2 protein-coding genes and 1 pseudogene are annotated in these 2,064 nt (G+C 76.5%); 2 read left to right on the forward strand and 1 reads right to left on the reverse strand.

Annotated features, from left to right (window positions below; all coding sequences use genetic code 11):
* Nucleotides 1-530 (forward strand): sigma-70 family RNA polymerase sigma factor (locus tag SSNG_RS03325; protein ID WP_063749870.1); only part of this gene is annotated, 530 nt, incomplete at its 5' end.
* A complete protein-coding gene (locus tag SSNG_RS03330) occupies nt 527-1,258 on the forward strand; it encodes a zf-HC2 domain-containing protein (protein WP_007262379.1) in 732 nt (243 codons plus the stop codon). The genes SSNG_RS03325 and SSNG_RS03330, both read left to right, overlap by 4 nt.
* 47 nt (nt 1,259-1,305) lie before the next feature.
* Here SSNG_RS03330 and SSNG_RS03335 read toward each other — a convergent pair.
* Nucleotides 1,306-2,064: pseudogene (locus SSNG_RS03335) on the reverse strand (alpha/beta hydrolase); the annotation flags it as partial.

Consider the following 2,064-nt stretch of genomic DNA (forward strand, 5'->3'; position numbering starts at 1 on the left):
AGCACGGCAACGCCCTGCTCGCCTACGCCACCCGGCTGACCGGGGACCGGGCCGCCGCCGAGGACGTCGTCCAGGAGACGCTGATCCGGGCCTGGCGGCATTCCGAGGTCCTGGTCAACGGGAAGGGCTCGGTGCGCGGCTGGCTGCTCACCGTGACCCGCAACATCATCACGGACCGGTACCGGGCCAAGGCCGCGCGGCCGCCGGAGGTCTCCGGTTCCGCGGCCGCTCCCCCCGTCGAGGGGGACCACGCGGACGCGGTGGTGGACACCATGACGGTGCTCGGCGCCCTGGACCGGCTGTCGCCGGAACACCGGGACGTGCTGACGGAGTTGTACTACCGCCAGCACAGCGTGGCCGAGGCCGCCGACCGGCTCGGCATCCCGGCGGGCACGGTCAAGTCGCGCTCGCACTACGCGCTGAAGGCCCTGCGCGAGGTGTTCGGGGACGGCGCCGGTGAGGGCGCCAGGAGGAGAGGAAGCGGCCGGCCGCCCCAGCAGCCCGGCGGACTGCGGGAGGTGGTGGCGTGAACCGGCAACGGCACGAGGAGGAAGTGGAACTGCTCGGCCCGTACGTGCTCGGCGTCCTGGACGAGGACGAGGCGCGGCGCGTCGAGGAGCACCTCGGCGGCTGCGTACGGTGCCGGGAGGAGGTGGCCGCGTTGCGCGAGATGGAGAGGGTGCTCGGGGAGGTACCCGCGGAGGCCTTCCTGGACGGACCCCCGCAGGGCGGGGACCTGATGCTCCAGCGGACCCTGCGGCAGGTGCGCGGGGAGCGGGCGGCGGCCGCGCGGTGGCGGGCCGGTGTGGCCGGCCTGGCCGCGGCGGCCTCGCTGGCCGCGGTGTTCTGGGCCGGGGCCCGGGTGGGCGCGGACGACGGGAGCACCGGGGCGCTGCCTCCGCCGCCGTCGCCGACCGTGTCCGCGGCGCCGTCGCCGCCGGTGGCGGGGACCCGGGTGGCCTCCGCGACGGACGCGGGGACGGGCGCGCGGATGACCGTACAGCTGACGCCGGCCGCCAAGTGGGTACGGCTGCGCGCGGCGGTGACCGGGGTGCCGGCGGGCGAGCGGTGCCGTCTGGTGGTGGTCTCCCGGGACGGCACGCGCGCCACGGCGGGCGGCTGGGTGGTGGGCACGGCGGAGCACGGCGAGGGCAAGGGCGCGTCCCTGGACGGCTCCGCGGCCGTGGACCCCTCGGACGTCAAGGAGGTCCTGGTGGTGAACGAGGCGGGCCGGACGTTCGTGTCCGTCCCGGTGTAGCCGCCGGGTGCGGTACGGGGACCCGCGCGGGTCCCCGTACCGGCCTCTCACGGGTTGTGGAAGCGGACCTCGGGCGTGTCCGCGCGGGGGCCGTCCAGGACCGGCCTGGGCTGCCCCTTGAGGTGCTGGTCGAAGAAGGCGGCGGCGTAGGTGCGGGTCAGCTCGACGGTGCGGGGGCCGGACAGCGGCGCCCCGGGGTGGGGCACGCCGAGCTGGTCGCGGATGACGGGGAAGTCGGTGAGGCCGAAGTGGTCGGTTCCGTCGACGGTGACCCAGCGCTTCCAGCCGTCGAGGTGCGGCCACGCCCCCGGCCAGTCGCCGTTCACCGGGCTCCCGGGCACGCTGGCGGCGGAGCCGAACAGCATGAAGGGCCGGCCGCCGGTCCCGGCGGCCGGAAGGGGCTCGGGCAGGCCCCCGTCCATGTCGAAGCCCGCACGGATCCGCTGGTCGGCGGTCATGGCCGCCAGGGCGGCCGAGCCGCCCATGGAGTGGCCCCCCATGGCGATGCGGCGCTGGTCGATGAGCCCGGCGTGGCGCCAGGCCGGGTGGTGGGCGGCGAGCCGGTCCAGGAGGAAGGAGACGTCCGCGGCCCGGACCTTCGCGACGGCCGCGTGGCCCCCCGGGCCCTGTGACCGGTCGCAGGCCAGGCAGGTCAGGATCCGGCCGCCGGGGAAGGCGGTGGCGTCGCTCTCGTAGGCGTGGTCGACGGCGGCGACCACGTAGCCCCGGGAGGCCAGGTCCTCGGCGAGCGCACTGAGGGTGGCGCGGGGCACGGTGAAACCGGGCGAGAGCACGATCAGCGGGTA

The sequence above is a fragment of the Streptomyces sp. C genome (genome assembly GCF_000158895.1).
GTDB classification, from domain to species: Bacteria; Actinomycetota; Actinomycetes; order Streptomycetales; family Streptomycetaceae; genus Streptomyces; species Streptomyces racemochromogenes.